General features: G+C 71.7%; 17 protein-coding genes. 10 read left to right on the top strand and 7 right to left on the bottom strand.

Translation table 11 applies throughout. The features are described from left to right. Positions 1-181: 181 nt before the first annotated feature. The 4 genes from CTZ28_RS15460 to CTZ28_RS15445 are packed head-to-tail and all read left to right on the top strand — an operon-like array spanning position 182 to position 4,066. The gene (locus CTZ28_RS15460; protein WP_121889969.1) at positions 182-1,225 is read left to right on the top strand and encodes an iron-siderophore ABC transporter substrate-binding protein; all 1,044 of its coding nucleotides are present in this window, start codon (positions 182-184) and stop codon (positions 1,223-1,225) included. Continuing rightward, positions 1,222-2,223, top strand: a complete 1,002-nt coding sequence (locus tag CTZ28_RS15455) for a FecCD family ABC transporter permease (protein WP_121889968.1) — start codon at positions 1,222-1,224, stop codon at positions 2,221-2,223. The genes CTZ28_RS15460 and CTZ28_RS15455 overlap by 4 nt, the downstream gene beginning before the upstream one ends. Then, positions 2,220-3,254, top strand: coding sequence for a FecCD family ABC transporter permease (locus tag CTZ28_RS15450; RefSeq protein WP_121889967.1), 1,035 nt, complete (start codon positions 2,220-2,222; stop codon positions 3,252-3,254). Before CTZ28_RS15455 ends, CTZ28_RS15450 begins: the two co-directional genes overlap by 4 nt. Next, the gene (locus tag CTZ28_RS15445) at positions 3,251-4,066 is read left to right on the top strand and encodes an ABC transporter ATP-binding protein (protein ID WP_121889966.1); all 816 of its coding nucleotides are present in this window, start codon (positions 3,251-3,253) and stop codon (positions 4,064-4,066) included. The genes CTZ28_RS15450 and CTZ28_RS15445 overlap by 4 nt, the downstream gene beginning before the upstream one ends. Before the next feature lie 14 nt (positions 4,067-4,080). Here CTZ28_RS15445 and CTZ28_RS15440 read toward each other — a convergent pair whose 3' ends face one another. Continuing rightward, positions 4,081-4,581, bottom strand: coding sequence for a GbsR/MarR family transcriptional regulator (locus CTZ28_RS15440; RefSeq protein ID WP_220795336.1), 501 nt, complete (start codon positions 4,579-4,581; stop codon positions 4,081-4,083). A gap of 112 nt (positions 4,582-4,693) precedes the next feature. Beyond that, on the bottom strand, positions 4,694-5,653 hold the full coding sequence (locus tag CTZ28_RS15435; RefSeq protein ID WP_183154412.1) for an NADP-dependent oxidoreductase: 960 nt from the start codon (positions 5,651-5,653) through the stop codon (positions 4,694-4,696). A 153-nt stretch (positions 5,654-5,806) separates the two neighbouring features. On the opposite strand from CTZ28_RS15435, the gene CTZ28_RS15430 reads away from it, so the two are divergent. Further along, positions 5,807-6,670, top strand: coding sequence for a LysR family transcriptional regulator (locus tag CTZ28_RS15430; RefSeq protein WP_121889964.1), 864 nt, complete (start codon positions 5,807-5,809; stop codon positions 6,668-6,670). Positions 6,671-6,728: 58 nt separating this feature from the next. On the opposite strand, the gene CTZ28_RS15425 is transcribed toward CTZ28_RS15430, so the two are convergent. Further along, a complete protein-coding gene (locus tag CTZ28_RS15425) occupies positions 6,729-7,478 on the bottom strand; it encodes an SDR family oxidoreductase (RefSeq protein WP_121890124.1) in 750 nt (249 codons plus the stop codon). Positions 7,479-7,633: 155 nt separating this feature from the next. Continuing rightward, the gene (locus tag CTZ28_RS15420) at positions 7,634-8,539 is read right to left on the bottom strand and encodes an AraC family transcriptional regulator (RefSeq protein ID WP_121889963.1); all 906 of its coding nucleotides are present in this window, start codon (positions 8,537-8,539) and stop codon (positions 7,634-7,636) included. A 143-nt stretch (positions 8,540-8,682) separates the two neighbouring features. Here CTZ28_RS15420 and CTZ28_RS15415 point away from each other — a divergent pair, with 143 nt between their 5' ends. Next, a complete protein-coding gene (locus CTZ28_RS15415; protein WP_121889962.1) occupies positions 8,683-9,000 on the top strand; it encodes a putative quinol monooxygenase in 318 nt (105 codons plus the stop codon). Positions 9,001-9,103: 103 nt separating this feature from the next. After that, positions 9,104-10,078 (top strand): alpha/beta hydrolase, encoded by a 975-nt coding sequence (locus CTZ28_RS15410; protein ID WP_121889961.1) that lies wholly within the window; start codon positions 9,104-9,106, stop codon positions 10,076-10,078. Positions 10,079-10,096: 18 nt separating this feature from the next. Here the strand turns inward: CTZ28_RS15410 and CTZ28_RS15405 are convergent, their stop codons facing one another. The 3 genes from CTZ28_RS15405 to CTZ28_RS15395 form a co-directional block, all read right to left on the bottom strand. Further along, positions 10,097-10,654: a hypothetical protein gene (locus tag CTZ28_RS15405; protein ID WP_121889960.1), complete on the bottom strand. Its 558-nt coding sequence runs from the start codon at positions 10,652-10,654 to the stop codon at positions 10,097-10,099. Between the two features lie 239 nt (positions 10,655-10,893). Continuing rightward, positions 10,894-11,508 (bottom strand): sigma-70 family RNA polymerase sigma factor, encoded by a 615-nt coding sequence (locus tag CTZ28_RS15400; RefSeq protein ID WP_121889959.1) that lies wholly within the window; start codon positions 11,506-11,508, stop codon positions 10,894-10,896. A gap of 181 nt (positions 11,509-11,689) precedes the next feature. Then, entirely contained in the window at positions 11,690-12,385 is a 696-nt protein-coding gene (locus CTZ28_RS15395; protein WP_121889958.1) for a hypothetical protein, read from the bottom strand. Positions 12,386-12,743: 358 nt separating this feature from the next. On the opposite strand from CTZ28_RS15395, the gene CTZ28_RS15390 reads away from it, so the two are divergent. Genes CTZ28_RS15390 through CTZ28_RS15380 form a run of 3 tightly spaced genes read left to right on the top strand, consistent with a single transcriptional unit; the run spans position 12,744 to position 16,460 of the window. Further along, a complete protein-coding gene (locus CTZ28_RS15390; RefSeq protein WP_121889957.1) occupies positions 12,744-13,274 on the top strand; it encodes a (2Fe-2S)-binding protein in 531 nt (176 codons plus the stop codon). Next, positions 13,261-14,250 (top strand): FAD binding domain-containing protein, encoded by a 990-nt coding sequence (locus CTZ28_RS15385; RefSeq protein ID WP_121889956.1) that lies wholly within the window; start codon positions 13,261-13,263, stop codon positions 14,248-14,250. Before CTZ28_RS15390 ends, CTZ28_RS15385 begins: the two co-directional genes overlap by 14 nt. Then, positions 14,247-16,460 carry a xanthine dehydrogenase family protein molybdopterin-binding subunit gene (locus CTZ28_RS15380; protein ID WP_121889955.1) on the top strand — a complete coding sequence of 738 codons (2,214 nt, stop codon included), beginning with the start codon at positions 14,247-14,249 and terminating at the stop codon, positions 16,458-16,460. Before CTZ28_RS15385 ends, CTZ28_RS15380 begins: the two co-directional genes overlap by 4 nt. Positions 16,461-16,489 lie beyond the last annotated feature (29 nt).

Raw genomic sequence — 16,489 nt, 5'->3', positions numbered from 1 at the left:
CATACCTTGCCGGAACGTTCCGGCAACGGTAGGTCCGGAGCCCCCGGGCGTCAATAACCTTGACGCCCGAAAAATTCGCATTGACCCGGATCCCGGTCGCCATCTTTCAAGAAAATTGAAAGCAGAGCCCAAGTAAGGCTAGCCTCACCTACGCTCCTCACCCCTACCCCCGGATGCCCTCATGAGATCTCCGTCCCGCAGACGATTCCTGGCCCTGTGCACGGCCTCCGCCCTCGTCACCCTGGCGGGCTGCGCGAGCGACCAGTCGGCCGGCCCGTCGGACGCCGCCGCCTCCGACGGGCCGGGCGGATTCCCCGTCACGATCAAGCACGCCCTCGGTACGACCGTGATCGGCCAAAAGCCCCGGCGGGTCGCCACGCTCGTCTGGAGCAACCACGACACGGCCCTCGCCCTCGGCGTCGTCCCCGTCGGCATGCCCCGGCAGACGTACGGCGACCAGGACGGCGACGGCGTGCTGTCCTGGACCACGAAGAAGCTCGCCGACCTGAAGGCGAAGACCACGCCGGCGCTGTTCGACGAGTCCGACGGCCTGGACTTCGAGGCGATCGCCGACACCCGGCCGGACGTGATCCTCGCCGCCTACTCCGGTCTTTCCAAGGCCGAGTACACGACCCTCAGCGAGATCGCCCCGACCGTCGCCTACCCCGGGACGGCGTTCGGCACGAGCTGGCGGGACACCGTCCGGCTGGACGCCGGGGCGCTCGGTCTGTCCGCCGAGGGCGACGCGCTCGTCGCGCGCCTGGAGAAGACCATCGACGAGGCGGTCGGACGGCACCCCGGGATCGCGGGCCGCACCGCGCTGGTGGGGTACTTCGACCCCAAGGACTTCAGCACCGTCGGCTACTACACCAGCCACGACGTGCGCAACCAGTTCTCCGTCGACCTCGGGATGAAGATCCCGGCCGGCCTCGCCGCCCTCTCCGCGAAGACCGACGAGTTCTACGCCACGCTCAGCGCGGAGCGGGCCGATGTCTTCGACGACGTCGACCTCATCGTCACCTACGGCGACGGCAAGCTCCTGGGCCGGCTCCAGAAGCACCCGCTGCTCGGCACCGTCCCCGCCATCGCCAGGGGTGCCGTCGTCGTCATCCCGCAGAACTCCGAGCTGGCTGCCGCGCTCTCCCCGCCCACCGCGCTCACCATCCCCGCCACCACCGACGCGTACGCCACGCTGCTCGCCGACGCCGCCGCCCGCCTCCCATGACCGCACGTTCCCGTCCCGCGCTGTGGCTGCCGGTGTGCGTGCTGTCCGTCGCCGTCGCCGCCCTGCTGTCCGTCATGCTCGGCGCCCGGACGGTCTCCCCCGGCGACACGATCGCCGCGCTCGTCCACGGGGGCGACGGCGATCTCGCCCGGGCCGCCGTCCGGCAGCGCGTCCCCCGCACCGGGCTCGCGCTGCTGGTCGGTGCGGCGCTCGGCACCGCAGGGGCGGTGATGCAGAGCCTCACCCGCAATCCGCTGGCCGATCCCGGCATCCTCGGGGTCAACGCGGGCGCCGCACTCGCAGTCGTCTGCGGCATCGCCTACCTCGGCATCAGCACACCCGAACAGTACGTGTGGCTCGCGGTCGCCGGTGCCGGAGCGGCGGCGACCGCCGTGTACGCCATCGGCTCGCGCGGCCGTGGCGGCGCGACCCCGGTCAAGCTGGCGCTCGTCGGAACCATGGTCACGGCCGCGCTGTCCTCGCTGGTCAGCGCCGTGCTGCTGCCACGCCTCGACGTGGTGAACACATTCCGGTTCTGGCAGATCGGCGGGGTCGGCGGCGCTTCGGCGGACGGCATCCTCCAGGTACTGCCGTTGCTGGCCGCCGGCTTCGTCCTCAGCCTGGCCTCGGCACGCGGCCTCAACGCGCTGGCGCTCGGCGACGACCTCGCCGCCGGACTCGGCGAACGCATCGCCCGCACCCGGCTGTTCGCCGCCGCCGGAGCGGTCCTGCTGTGCGGGGCGGCGACCGCGGCGGCCGGCCCCATCGGCTTCGTCGGCCTGGTCGTGCCCCACGCGGTCCGGCTGCTCACCGGCCCGGACAACCGGTGGGTCCTGCCGTTCTCCGCCCTGACGGGCGCGGCGCTGGTGACCCTCGCCGACGTGACGGGACGACTCGTCGCGCGCCCCGGAGACATGGAGGTCGGCATCGTGACAGCGGTGATCGGAGCGCCGGTGTTCATCGCCGTGGCCCGACGGCAGAAAGTCCGGGACCTGTGAGCGCGCCCTCCGTCGAACTGATCCGCCATGGCCGGCTGCGTCGCATCCGGCGCAGACGCACGGCCGTCCTCGCGCTGGCCGTGCTGCTGGCCGGCCTGTTCCTCACCGGCCTCTGCGTCGGCCACACCCTCTACCGTCCCGACGAGGTACTGCGCGTCGTCCTCGGCGAACGGATCCCCGGCGCCTCCTTCACGGTGCAGCGGCTGCGGCTGCCCCGGGCGCTCACCGGCACCCTGGCCGGGTTCGCCTTCGGGCTGGCCGGGGCCACCTTCCAGACACTGCTGCGGAACCTGCTGGCCAGCCCCGACGTCATCGGCATCACCTCCGGCGCCAGCGCCGCGGCCGTGTTCGCGATCGTCGTCCTCGGCCTCGGCGGCGCCGCCGTCTTCCTGATCGCCGTGCCTGCGGGCATCGCCGTCGCACTCGCCGTCCATCTGCTCACCTATCGGCAAGGAGTGCTCGGCGCCCGGCTGGTCCTGGTCGGCATCGGTGTCGGCGCGCTGCTCAACAGCATGGTCTCCTACCTGCTGCTGCGCGCGCCCGCCTGGGACGTCCAGGAAGCCATGCGCTGGCTGACCGGCAGCCTCGGCACCGCGTTCTGGGACGGCGTGGCCCCGCTCGCCGCCGGGGTGCTCCCGCTGTCCGCCGTTCTGCTGTCGCTCAACCGGTCCCTGACCGTACTTCAGCTCGGCGACGACAGCGCGCGTGCCCTCGGTACCAGGGTCGAGACCGGCCGGCTGGCTCTCGTGCTGTGCGCGGTCGGCCTGACCGCTCTCGCCACCGCCGCGGCCGGTCCCATCGCGTTCGTCGCCTTCCTCTCGGGCCCCATCGCCGGCCGGCTGACCGGCGGCAACGGCTCACCTCTGCTGCCCGCCGCCCTGACCGGCGCCTCCCTCGTGCTGGCCGCCGACCTGCTCGGCCAGTTCGCCTTCGACACCCGCTTCCCCGTCGGCGTCGTCACCGGAGCCCTCGGCGCGCCCTGCCTGCTGTGGCTCCTCGTCCGGTCCCGCCGTACCCAAGGAGCCCTGTGACACCCACCCGTACCCTCGTCGTCGACGGCGCCCGTTTTGGCTACGCCGGACGCACCGTCGTCGACGCGTTCGACCTGTGCGTGCCGCCCGGCGAGGTCACCGTGATCGTGGGCGCCAACGCCTGCGGCAAGTCCACACTGCTGCGCGGCATGGCCCGGCTGCTCGCCCCCGAACGCGGGGCCGTGCTGCTCGACGGCAAGGACATCCACCGCACGCCCACGCGCCAGGTCGCCCGCGCCCTCGGCCTGCTCCCCCAGGCGCCGAGCGCGCCCGAAGGCATCGCGGTGGCGGATCTGGTGGCACGCGGACGCAACCCGCACCACACGCTCCTCAGCCGGTGGACACCCGCCGACGACACCGCCGTGGCCCGGGCCATGGAGGCCACCGGCGTCCTGGATCTCGCCGACCGGCCCGTGGACGAACTCTCCGGCGGGCAGCGCCAGCGGGTGTGGATCGCGATGGCCCTGGCCCAGGAGACCGACGTCCTCCTGCTCGACGAGCCGACCACCTACCTCGACGTCACCCACCAGGTGGACGTGCTCGACCTGCTCACCGACCTCAACCACAGCCGCGGCACCACCGTGGTGATGGTGCTGCACGACCTCAACCTCGCCGCTCGGTACGCCGACCACCTCGTCGCCGTCAAGGACGGCACGCTGTACGCCACGGGCGACGCGGCCGAGGTGGTGACCCCGCAGACCGTGGCGGACGTCTTCGGGCTGCGCGCCGAGGTCATCGAGGACCCCGTGTCGGGCGCACCCCTGGTCCTGCCCCTGGGCCGGCACCGCACCCGACGGGCGGCTCCCGGGTGACATGGCGCGGCACGCTACCGGCCGGCGTCCCGCTCCGCCTTGAAGCGCCGCCACTCGCGGGGCAGTTGCTGGACGTCCAACAGCCAGCTCAGATAGTCCCGCGTGTTGCGGACGCGCTGGTGGGCGGGGCCGCCGGGACTGGTCCGGGCGAGCGCCCGCGCGGCAAGATCGCGCTGGCTGCGCAGGTATCCCTGCTCCTTGTCCAGGAAGCCGCCCCAGACGTCCTCGTCCATGACGTAGTAGTGGGCGCGATCGTCGGGGCGCCGCACCAGCCGGACGAATCCCGCCGCGATGAGACTGCGGGTGTACGTGGACACCGAGCCGCGGCTGGCCCCGGCCGCCTCGGCCAGCTCCTCCGCCGACACGCCCCCGGGGGCATCACTGACCATCAGATACGCGGCGATGCGGCCCTCGATGCGTGAGGACCCCATGCTCTGCCAGTAGTCGGCGAAGCTCTCGATGAACCAGTCGGGGAACTGCCCCTCGTCCTGCGGCCCGCCGTCCTGCGCTTTCACTCTGCCTCCCCGGCGCGTGATCTTCCACGGAGCCTATGCACACCCGCTGCGGCGGGCCAAACGCCGTGGGACGCACGCCCGTACCGGCCGTGGACCGTGCTCCGCGCAGGGGTCAGCGCACGTGCAGCACGGTCTTGCCGCGCAGCCCCGTGGCCCCGACGCCGCCGGCGAGGGCCCGCGGTGCCTCCTCGAGAGGGAGGTCCGTGCCGATCACCGGCCGGATGGTGCCCGCCGTGACCAGCCCGGTGAGCTCGGTGAGCCGTGCGGGCTTGCGGTCGAGCCGGTAGTTCATGGTGCGGATGCGCTCGTCGGCGAGGAACTGCTCGTCCAGGCCGAAAGCGGTCGAGATCAGCGCACCCCCGTCCCTGACGGCGCCGGCCACGCCGCCGATCAGGGAACGGTCGCCGACGAGGTCCAGGACCGCGTCCACGCCCTCGGGCGCCGGCCCGCGCAGCGCCTGGCCGAAGGGCTGTGCGCCGGGGACGACGATCTCGGTGGCGCCGAGCCCGCGTACCTGCTCGGCGAGCCGGGCGGGCGCCGTCGCGATCACCCGGATCCCCCGGGCCGCCGCGGCCTGCACCACGAAGGTGCCGACCCCGCCCGTCGCGCCGATGACGAACACCGTGCCGCCCTCGGGCACCCGCGCATGATCGATCGCACCGAGCGCGGTCATGCCCGAGGTCGGCAGCGCGGCGGCCTCGCGACTCGGCAGCTCGTCGGGGACGGCCGCCAGTGCGCCGAACGCGGGCGTCTCCTGCACGACGCTCACCTCGGCGAAGGTCCCGAACTGAAGTGGTCGGCTCCAGAACTGGCCGAAGACGCGGTCCCCCACCCGAAACCGGGTGACCCCGTCACCGACCGCGATCACGGTGCCCGCGCCGTCCATGCCGAGCGCGAGCGGGAACCGGTACTCCCCGAGGCCGGCCAGCGATCCGGAGGCGATGGCCCGGTCCAGCGGATTGACGGCCGCCGTCTCGATGGCGACCTGAAGTCGGCCGCTGCCGGGCTCGGGCACGGGCAGCTGCATGAGCTGAGGTGTGCCGCCGAAGCGCTCGATACCGACTGCGCGCATGGTTCTCTCTCCATTCCGCCGCGGGCCGTCCGCCCGCCGACCGCACCAGCGTGGGGGCACAGCGGGGCCCCACGGAATGACCGAACCGGCACCGACCATGAACAGAAAGGCATCAATCTGATGCCGAACGGGACATAGTGTGGGCTCATGACAGTGGAGTCCCGGCCCTTGCGCTACTTCGTCGCAGTGGCGGAGGAGCACAGCTTCACGCGCGCCGCCGGGCGCCTCGGCATCGTCGGCCCTGCCCTGTCACGCGCGATCCGCAACCTTGAGGCGGAACTCGGTGTCCGCCTGTTCGAGCGCTCCACGCGGGTGGTCGAGCTGACCGGGCCCGGCGAGGTCCTGCTCGCCCAGGCGCGACCCGCCCTCGATGCTCTCGATGCGGCGGTCCGCCGCGCCGTACGGGCCTCCGCACCGCATCGCAGCGTGCTGCTCGCCGTCAAAGCGGACGCCGACGGGGGCCTGCTGGAGGACATCCTCACCGCCGTGGCCGCCGAACCCGACGCCGAGCCCGTCGCCGTGCGACTGTGCGGCTGGCGGGAGCACACCCGGCTGCTGCGCACGGGCGAGGCCGATGCCGCCCTGATGTTCCGGCCCTACGACCCCGACGGCATCGACGCGGGTGTCGTCGCGGTGGAGCCCCGTATGGCGGCGCTGCCCGCGGACCACGCCCTCGCCGGTGCCTCCCGGGTACGGCTCGCCGACCTCGGTATCGGCCCGGAGGAGGTCGACGAGCGGGCGGAGCACGACATCGGCGAGCACGGTGTGCACGATCTCGCGCAGCTGCTCGCGCTCGTCGGCCTCGGCGCGACGACGACCGTGCTCCCGAGGTCCGTCGCGGCCAGATACCCCCGGCAAGGGGTCGCCTACGTCCGCATCGAGGACTGCCCGCCCGCCACGCTGGTCATCGCCTGGCCGGAGCGCTCCCGCTCCCGTGGCGTGGCCGCGCTGGTGCGCGCGACAACAGCCGTCGCCGAGTCACGGGGCATGGGCGCAGCCATCCGGACGCCGCGGTGACCGGATGCGCCCCGGGGGGCTCCCGTGAATTCGCCGGCGGCGTCGTCCTGTTGGCCGATCACTTGGCCTGGGCGAGCCAGACCGCGTCGGCACCGGCCGGGAACCGCAGCTGACCGGTCGTGTCGTGCACGGCTCGCCACACCGTCTCGGCGACGTCGCTCTCCTCGGTGAACAGGTCCTGGCCCGCGAAGCCGGCCATGGCCGTCCTCGCCCACGGTGCGTAGGGCGCCGGGACCAGCTCGTCCGGCGACCCGCCGCTCGTCGCCCTGGCCGCGAAGTTCGTCGTCAGACAGGCGCCCGGCTCGACCGTCTTCGCCCGCACGCCGAAGGGCGCGAGTTCCAGCGCGAGGGAGGCGGTGAACCCCTCGACGGCCATCTTGCTCGCCTTGTAGACGGCCGAGAGCGGCATATGGCCCAGCACCACGCTGGAGGTCACATTGACCACCACGCCGGAACCGCGCTCGCGGAACTGGGGCAGCACCGCCTGTGTCATGGCCATCACGCCGAACGTGTTGGTCTCGAAGACTTCCCGCACCCGGGCCATCGGGGTGCCCTCGAGCACACCCATCGACGGGACGCCCGCGTTGTTCACCAGGACGTCGACGGGCCCCGCTGCCTCGAACACGGCGGTGATGGACTCGGGCTCGGTCACGTCGAGTTCGACGACGCGGAGCCGGTCGGACTCGGGCAGGAGGCCCGTACGCGGTGTGCGCATCGAGGCGATGACACGCCACCCCTGGGCGTGGAAGTGGCGGGCGGTCTCCCGCCCGTAGCCGGACGAGGTACCGGTGATCAGAACCGTCTTCATGCTGTGCCCCTCGGGATGTGGGATGCGCACACGGACAGGCATTTTCCTGCTCCGCGGGAGAACCAGTGATCCCATTGAACCGTTCTGACCTGCACAGATAGTAGAACTATCCTCGCTTGCTCCTGCACGATCCTCTTCCGCCGTGCAGCCCTCGCTCAGGGCAGGACGCCCGCCGGGGTGTGTGCGGCGCTCCGCAGCCGGGCCGCGTCCCGGCTCGGGGGTGCGCCGAACTGGCGGCGGTACTCGCGGCTGAACTGCGAGGGGTTGTCGTAGCCGACGCGCTGGCCGACCCTCGTGACGTCGCCCGGGTGGGTGGCCAGCAGCAGCCGGGCCTCCTGGAGCCGAATCTGCTTCTGGAACTGAATGGGGCTCATCGCGGTCACCGACTGGAAGTTGCGGTAGAAGGCGGAGACGCTCATGCCGGACATCCGTGCCACGTCCTCGACCCGGAAGGGCTGCGCGTAGTGCTCACGGATCCAGCGCACGGCCCGGGACACATGGCTGAGACTGCTGTCCGCCAGGCCGAGCTGCCGCACTGCCGCGCCCTGCTCACCGGTGATCAGCCGCCACAGGATCTCGCGTTTGACGAGCGGGGCCAGTACGGCCCGGTCGCGCGGCTCGTCGAGCAGGCGCAGCAGCCGGACCACGGCGTCGAGCAGCGCGGGCGGGGTGTCGCTGACGGCGATCCCCGACGGCGCGGTCCCGCCGGTACGGGGGGTGTCTCCGGGCCCGGCCTGCAGCAGCAGTTCGGCGACGGCGGACGGTTCCAGCACGAGACCGAACCCCAGCGCCGGCTCCTCGGGGTCGGCCCGGGTGAACTGACCGGTGACAGGCAGATCGACGGAGGCGACCAGGTACTGCCCGGGCCCGTACTCGTACACCCGCTCCCCCAGGGCGAGCCGCTTGGCGCCCTGGGCGATGACCGCCAGGACCGTGCCCGACATCGAGGGCGCCGGCGGATCGGCGCGGTCGACCTTCGAGACGAGGACGCCGTCGATGGGGGTGGTCCAGTCGGGCCGGGCATGCCGGGCCAGCAGGGTGCGGAATTCGTCGAGGCTCATGGGTCCATTGCAGCACCATTCCGTGCGTCGGCTCCCACGGCCGCGAGGATCGTGCAAGGAGCAGCGAGCATCGGTCTAACATCTCCGCAGGTCACGCCGGTTGAATGGAGTCACCGCACTCCAACACCGCGAAAGCAGGAGCCATGATCGCCACGTACGGCTTCAACGCCACTCTGACCGCCAGGCCCGGCATGGGCGACCAGTTGGTCGACCTGCTCCTGACGGGTCTGGACGAAGGCAGCCCCGGCGCGAGCGCACACTGCCTCGTCTATCTCGTCTCCCGCTCCGCCTCCGACCCCGACGTCGTCCATGTCACCGAAGGCTGGACCAGCGAGGAGGACCACCACCGGCTCTTCGCCGACGAAGCCGCCCAGGCCATCGTGGCGCGGATCGCCCCGCTGCTGGCCAAGGAATCCGAGTACACCGACTACGTACCGGTCCGCGGCAAGGCCGCCTTCTGACCCGCCGGACTGTCCGCGTTCCAGTTCTGCCGCCTCGGTACGTGCCGAGGCGGCCCCCCTCCGCACCCGACCGTCCGCCACCGCCCCGCGAAAGGCAGCGACCATGACCACGCCCCGCCCCGCCCTCGACCCCGAACTGCGCGAACTCCTGGCCGACATGCCCCTCATGTCCCAGCTCGACCCGGAGGTACTCGCCCAGCTGCGCAAGCTCCCGTCGACACCCGTCGAGACCCTCCTCGCCCACCGGCAGGTCGACCGGCGCGAGATCACCGTCCCCGCCCAGGACGGCACCCCGATCCCGCTGTCGGTCTTCAGCCCGGCGACCACCGACCGCGCCGACGGCGCACCCTGCGTCTACTGGATGCACGGCGGCGGGATGGTCATGGGCGACCGCTTCTCACAGATCGACATCCCGCTGGAGTGGCTCGACGAGTTCGGCGCGGTCGTGGTCTCCGTCGACTACCGGCTCGCCCCCGAGGCCGACGGCACCACTCTGGTCGACGACTGCTACCAGGGACTGCTCTGGATCGCCGCACACGCAGCCGAACTGGGCATCGACCCCGCCCGGATCGTCGTGGCGGGCGCCAGCGCGGGTGGCGGACTCGCCGCCGGCGTCACCTTGCTCGCCCGCGACCTCGACACCCCGGTGATCGCCGCACAGCTGCTCGTCTGCCCCATGCTCGACCACCGCAACACCACGGTTTCCAGCCGCCAGTACGCGAACGTGCCCGGTGTCTGGACCCGTGAGATGAACGAGTTCGGATGGCGCGCCGTCCTCGGCGGCCGCACCGACGACGAGGTACCCGCGTATGTCTCGCCCGCGCTGGCCGAGGACCTCTCGGGCCTGCCGACCACCTACATCGACACCGGTTCCGCCGAAGTCTTCCGCGACGAGGACACGGCCTACGCCGGCCGCATCTGGGCGGCCGGCGGCCAGGCCGAACTCCACGTCTGGGCAGGCGGCTTCCACGGGTTCGACGCGCTGTACCCGCAGGCCCGCATCTCGTCCACGGCCCGCAGGACCCGCACCGACTGGCTCGCACGAGTCCTGTCCTCGGGCACGACGCCCGCGACGTGAGGCCGAGGCAGTCCGTTCTCACGGGCGAGCAGCGTCGTTCTCCGGGGGCTTGGGCCGGTCGTCTATGCGAATCACTGCGGGACGGCCCTGGTCGCCGCTCACCGGATCGGCGGCGATGCCCTTGACGATGCGGCTGATCCGCTGGTGCAGGTGGTGGGCGAGGGCTTGGGTACCGATACCGACGGCCGGATCCTGCTTGACCTGACCGAGACTGGTGAGGATCGCGACGAGGCTGGGCCCGGACACATGGACGATGACGACGCCGGCGGCTTCACGCACTTTCCCGGGGACATGGAAGTGCTGGTCCGCGCCGGCGTGTTTGACGACGAACTCCCACGTGTCCCGGTGGGCGTGCAGGACGGCGGCGGAGACACCGGCCGCAGCCCGCAGCGTGTCGAGATCGGGCTCCTGACCGTTGGGGTGCGCGGGCTGCGCCTTGGTGTCGTGCTGCATCTGGTCGAGGGTGTACTGCTGGCCGGTGACCCGTCGCTCGAGCGCGGCAAGGCCGGTTGTGATCTGGGTGAGTTGATCGGTGATGGAGCGGAGCTGCTTCCTGTTGCCTCGGCCGAATGGCACGTTCCCCCCTTGGGTCGGTGTCGACCTTGAACAGGTTGGAGCGATACCGACTTGTCGACAAGGTCACGAACTGGCCACGGGCATGGGCGCCGAACAGCCGCCCCGGCCGGGCCGGATGCCGCCGGGGGAAGCCGTCAGGACCTCGTGCCGGAACTCCTCGCCGGTCATCGGTCCGCGCTCCGATCGAGGCGCCGTCGGGGGTGCCGGGGCGGTCGCTCCGGCACCCTCGTGCGGTGGGCTCAGGCCGCCAGGACGGCGGGCTCGTCCGCCTCGCGCAGCAGGTCCATCAGGGTCGCCCGGGCGCGGGCCACGCGGGAGCGGACCGTGCCGATCGGGCAGTCGCTGACCTCGGCCGCCTCCGCGTAGGGCAGGCCGACCAGCTGGGTGAGGATGAACGCTTCCCGCCGCTCGTCGGGCAGCGCGGCGAGCAGATCCAGCAGGGCGACGCCGTCGTCGAAGCCCGGCAGATGCAGCGGCTGGGACAGTTCGACGGCCATCTGCCAGTCCGGTACGTCGGACAGCCGGGGCCGGGCGGCGGCGTACCGGTAGCTGTCGACGACGGCCCTGCGGGCGATGGACAGCAGCCACGCACGCGCCGAGGAACGGCCCTCGAAGCGATGGAGGCTGCTCAGTGCGCGCAGGAAGGTGTCCTGGGCAAGGTCGTCGACGGCCTGCGGGTCGCCGCACAGGTGGGCGACATAACGCTGGACGTCGCGGTGCAGGGCCCGGACGAACCGCTCGACCGCGTCCGCGTCTCCGCCGCGGGCGGCGAGTGCCCAGGCGGTTATCGACTCATCACTCGATACCGTTTTGTCCGTCTTGGTGGGTGCGTCAAGCAGGGCAGAGGTGATCACCTGGTGTCCTTCTCGGGATCCGTGATCCGGGCCGGAGCGCGCGAGGGCGCGGGCGGCCCGGTGAAGGGGGAGACGGCCTTACGGCGTGCGGGCGTGGCGATGTGATGACGCCACGGCGCCCGCATGGGCGTACGGCCGATGCCCGAGGCGCGCATGGGCAGCCCCGGGAAGCCGGCTGTCCTCAGATGACAGCGGTCCCGGCAGGAGGTCCCCGAGAGGTGATCGCGTGGACGAGAAGGAGCAGGCTCGGCGCCCGGTCCGAGCGCGGGCGCCCGGGACGGACGCGAGGGCGGCCCACGGTGACGGGCGCGGCGAGCAGCAGCCGCAGGGGTGCCGCCAGCCATCCGGCCACGGCCCGCAGGATGCGGAAGGCGGCCTTCTCCCCGTACGCCAGCCACAGACCCGTCAGAAGCGAGGCCATCAGGTGGGCGGCGAGCATGCCGAACGACGCCGAACCGCCGCCCATGGAATGACCCATGTGCCCCATGCCCATGTGGCCCATCGCCATGTGGGTCACATCCATGTGGCTCATATCCATGGAATCCGGCTGGATCGACCCCATGTCCATGCTCATATGCCTGGACCCCATGTCGCCCCTGTCCGCGGAGGCGGTGCCTGCGGACGCCGACTGGGCGAGGGAGAAGGCCGAGTGCAGCGCCGTCTGCGCGGCGACCACGACCGTCACGATCAACGGCAGCCCACGTTCACGGCCCGCCAGGCACCAGCCGACGGCACCGGTCGCGGCCGCGCCCGCGGCCAGCGTCCAGGCGGGCACGGAGGAGCCGGACATCATGACGTGGCCCAGGGCGGCGAGCAGCACACATACGGCCGCGAACACCGCGGCCCGCACCGTGCGAGAACACCACCCTGCTGTCATGGCGCCTCATCCTCGCATCCGGACCCTGTTCGTCATGCGTGGGTACGGAAAGAGGCCCACGTCCGGACTCAACCAACGGCCCGTGATCCAGCCCACAGTGCTCCGCAGGAACTGACCCGCCGCCGGATCCGACCCCTGTCGGAGAAGGGGCGCCGACGCACCGTCAGCAGTTGCGGGCGCGGCGTTCTCCGTGTCCCCGCGCACTGCGCCGTGGTCGACTTCCGTGGGCCTTTGTGTCATATCTGCTTACAGTGGAGCAATATGCGCGAAATGCCGTGCAAGCACATAACTGCTTCACTGGGTCTATCCCCAGGACCGGCTTGAGTCCTGTGCGATCACCCGTCCGGAGGAGGGTGCTATGACGGACGTGGCGAGCAGGCGGGACGTGGACGAACGTCCTGCGATCACCGAGCGGGTCGTGACACTCACCGTGAACGGCCGCCCGCACACCCTGCGTCTGGATACCCGGGTCACCCTGCTGGACGCGCTGCGTGACCGGCTGGGTCTTGTGGGTACGAAGAAGGGCTGTGACCAGGGCGCCTGCGGCGCCTGCACGGTCCATCTGGACGGCAGGCGAGTGCTGGCCTGTCTGACCCTGGCCGCTCAGGCCGAGGGCCGGGCGATCACCACCATCGAGGGCGTCTCCGGCGCCGATGGGCAGCATCCGGTGCAGCAGGCGTTCATGGAGCACGACGGGTTCCAGTGCGGCTTCTGCACGCCGGGGCAGATCATGTCCGCGGTGGCGCTCATGGCCGAGGGCCGGGCCGGCTCCGACGCGGAGATCCGGGAGTTCATGAGCGGAAACCTGTGCCGGTGCGGCGCCTATCCCAACATCGTGGCGGCGATACGCGAGGCGGCGTCCCAAGGAGGTCACGATGCGGGCCTTTGACTACGTCCGGGCCACCGACACCCGCGAGGCGGTGCGATTGCTGGCCGAGGACCCGGCGGCGTCCTGCCTGGCGGGCGGTACGACCCAGCTGGACCTGATGAAGGACGGGGTCCTGGAGCCGCCGCGGCTGATCGACATCACCCGCCTCCCGCTGCACGGCATCGAACGCCGCGGCGCGGCCCTCCATGTGGGGGCCCTGGCCACCATGGAGGAACTGGCCGCCGACGCCACGGTGGCCGCGCGGCTGCCCATGGTGCGCGAGTCCCTGCTGCGGGGCGCTTCCGTGCAGTTGCGGAACATGGCCACCATCGGGGGCAATCTGCTGCAGCGCACGCGCTGCCGCTACTTCCGCGACCCCACGGTGCCCGAGTGCAACAAACGCACGCCGGGTTCCGGCTGCGCCGCGGCGCAGGGTGCGGCACGTATGCACGCGGTGCTCGGCGCGAGCGAGCGGTGCATCGCGCTGCACGCGTCCGACCTCGCCGTCGCCCTGGTGGCGCTCGACGCGGTCGTGCACATCCAGGGCCCGGCGGAGGCCCGCACGGTACCGCTGACGGAGTTCTACCTGACCGCCGACGAGAGTCCCCAGCGCGAGAACGTCCTGGAGCACGCCGAGTTGATCACCGCCGTCGAGATCCCGTTGCCGTCGGCGGCCGCCCGGTCGGGCTACCTCAAGGTCCGCGACCGGGCGTCGTACGAGTTCGCGCTCGCCTCGGCCGCGGTGCTGCTCGTCCTGGAGGACGGCATGATCCGTCAAGCCCGGGTCGGACTGGGGGGTGTGGGCACGAAGCCGTGGCGGGCCTATGAGTCCGAGCATGTGCTGACCGGCGCGTCCGCCACGACGGCCACGTTCCGGGAGGCCGCCGACGCGGCTCTGCGCGACGCCTGGACCGTCCCGGGCACGGCGTTCAAGGTGCCGCTCGCCCGGCGCACGCTGGTGCGCGAACTGCAGACAGTTTCGGAAGTGACCGCATGAGCACCGTCGAGAGCCGGAGGAGGCCGCTGGTCGGCGCGGGCGTCAACCGAGTCGACGGCCCGCGCAAGGTCACCGGCACGGCCCCGTACCCGATGGACTTCAGCGTGCCCGGTCAGGCCTATGGCGCCCTGGTGCAGAGCACCATCGCCGCGGGGCGGATCGTCCGTATGCACACCGAGGCCGCCGAGCGTGCCCCAGGAGTGATCGGCGTCCTCACCCACGAGAACGCGCCGCGGGTGGGGACGGGACCGGTGACGGTGCTCGGGGCGTCGCCCCCTGCCCCGCTGCGCAACGACCGGATCGTCCACCACGGGCAGCACATCGCCTTCGTGGTGGCCGAGACCCCGGAGCAGGCCGGCGCCGCGGCCCGCCTGGTGCGGGCCGACTACGAGGCCACGGAGCCGCTGCTGGACCTCCAGGACCCGCGGGCCGAACATCTCGTCGACCCATGGGGGATGGACACCTCGCGTGGCGATACCGCCGCGGCGATGGCCTCCGCCGAGGTGACCCTGCGGGCCACGTACACCACGGCGGACAACACCCACAACCCGCTGGGGCTGTTCGCCACCCTGGCCGCGTGGGAGGGCGACACTCTCACCGTGCACGACACCAGCCAGTGGCCGTCGATGGTGCGCACCAGCCTGGCGATGGCCTTCGGTATCCCGGAGAGCTCCGTGCGGGTTCTGGTGCCCTATGTGGGCGGGGGTTTCGGCGCCGGGCTGCGTGCGTGGCCGCATGTGATCCTGACCGCCATGGCAGCACGGGTGCTCAGGCGACCGGTCAAGCTGGTCCTCACCCGGCCGCAGATGTTCACCTCTGTCGGACACCGGCCCAGCGGGGTGCAGTGGCTGCGGGTCGGGGCCACACGCGACGGCGAGTTGCTCGTCCTCAATCACCGCAGCCTCATCTCCCTGAGCATGGAGGACAACGACTACGAGCCCTTCGCCTCGGCAACCGCCTTCGCCTACCGGTGCCCCAACGTGATCACGCAGGACCGGCAGGCCCGGATCAACATCGCCGTTCCGACGTCCATGCGCGCCCCCGCCGAGGCGCAGGGCAACTTCGCGCTGGAGTCGGCCCTCGACGAACTGGCCTACACGCTGGGCATGGACCCCGTGGAGCTGCGGCTGCGCAACCACACCGACGTCGATCCGCGCAACGGGCTGCCCTGGTCCGGCAAGGCGCTCCTGGAGTGCTACGAGGTCGGCGCGCGGCGCTTCGGCTGGTCCCGGCGGAATCCCAGGCCACGCTCCATGCGCGACGGCAACTGGCTTGTCGGCTACGGCATGGCCAGTGCGCTCTTCCCCTATTTCGCCCAGCCCTGTGCGGCGCAGGCCACCGTCCGCGGCGACGGCAGTGCGCTGGTGCGCAGCGCGGCGACCGACATCGGCACCGGTACCTACACCGTGATGGCCCAACTGGCCGCCGAGGAACTGGGCCTGCCCCTCGACATGGTCCGCTTCGACCTGGGCGACTCCGACATGCCCAACTCGATGATGGCGGGCGGCTCCGGTCTGACCGGCGCACTGGGCAACGCCGTGCACGACGCCTGCCGGCGGCTGGTGCGCTCGTTCACCGAACTCGCGTGGGCCAGCCCCGAATCGCCCCTGCGGGGTGTGCCCCCGGACGACGTCCAGTGCACCGGCGGAACCATCCACCCCGTGGGGCGCCCGGACCTCGGCGAGTCGTACGTCGAGATCCTCGCACGGCACGAGCTGTCCGAGCTCACGGCGAACGGCAAGAGCAGCCCGCCGGTCCCCGAGGAGCTGGGCATGTCCCTGGCCGGCGCGTACGGCGCGAAGTTCGTGGAGGTCCGGGTCGACGCGGACCTCGGTCTGCTCCGGGTGGCGCGGGTGGTCTCGGTGATCGACGGTGGCCGCATCCTCAACGAGAAGACGGCGAGAAGCCAGATCATCGGCGGGACGGTCGGCGGCATCGGCATGACCCTGTTCGAGGACACGGTCACCGACCCGCACACCGGGCGCATCGCCAACGCCACGTTCGGCGACTACCTGGTCGCGGTCAACGCCGATGTCCCTGAACTGGACGTCGTCTTCGTCGGCGAACCCGATCGCGGCACCGCCACGGGCACCAAAGGCGTCGGCGAGGTCGGCCTGGTCGGCATCGCACCCGCGATCGCCAACGCGGTGTACCACGCCACGGGAAAACGAATCCGCCAACTCCCGATCACCCTGGACGCGCTCCTGTAACTCCAGGCGCCGTGAAACTCTGAAGCCAT

The organism is Streptomyces shenzhenensis (assembly GCF_003688995.1).
In the GTDB taxonomy this organism is placed as follows: Bacteria; Actinomycetota; Actinomycetes; order Streptomycetales; family Streptomycetaceae; genus Streptomyces; species Streptomyces shenzhenensis_A.
This window is presented reverse-complemented; position numbering and strand designations above follow the sequence as displayed.